Below are 593 nucleotides of genomic sequence, written 5' to 3'. Positions count from 1 at the left end.
ATGCCTTGCTGCATGCCCTGCTGCAAGCCCTTCTCCTTGCCAATCCTTTCCGCACTCATTATATAGGGCATTTTCTTTTCCTCCTCGTACTTGATCAGGTCTTCAGTGAACCGTTTTGTCAAATCCTCAGGCAGCATCATGAGCCAGTCAATCAGCCTGTAGATGTTCAAGATGTCCTGCTTTGAGAAGCCACTTTCATAGAGTGCCGTGGTGATCTTCCACCGCCATGTGTATCGTGACTGTGTATCTTTCTTTGTGGCCTTCGTTTTTAAATGCGCTGCGGTTATTATGGCAAAAGGGTTGGTCTCCCTGAGCAAGCCGTCAATATTTTTGTTGTAGTCATTGAGTTTTATCATGGGGAATATAAAGTGTACTTTACAGCCCCATTGCTCTACCCTGTAATTGTGCGGACGCCATGCATCGTTTTCATCCGCCAGAATCGCAAGACTTGTCACCGGCAGATGGCGATTATCGAATATCCTGTAATTGTAAATGTACATCCGCTGTGCAAAGGCAGGGTCTGTGTCGCTCTGCACCTCAATGTGAATCATCACATTGAACGCCTCCCCCTCAAGCGACCACACCTTGACCAG

Annotated in this window: 1 protein-coding gene; it reads right to left on the bottom strand. The window is 47.4% G+C overall.

Annotation, left to right across the window (positions count from 1 at the left end):
* A partial coding sequence (locus JWG43_RS17710; RefSeq protein WP_275888496.1) for a hypothetical protein occupies positions 1-554 on the bottom strand: 554 nt, incomplete at its 3' end.
* Positions 555-593 lie beyond the last annotated feature (39 nt).

The sequence above is a fragment of the Desulfobulbus alkaliphilus genome, assembly GCF_016918545.1.
In the GTDB taxonomy this organism is placed as follows: domain Bacteria; phylum Desulfobacterota; class Desulfobulbia; order Desulfobulbales; family Desulfobulbaceae; genus Desulfobulbus; species Desulfobulbus alkaliphilus.
The sequence above is the reverse complement of the archived record's forward strand: the minus strand, read 5'-3'. Positions and strand labels throughout refer to the sequence as shown.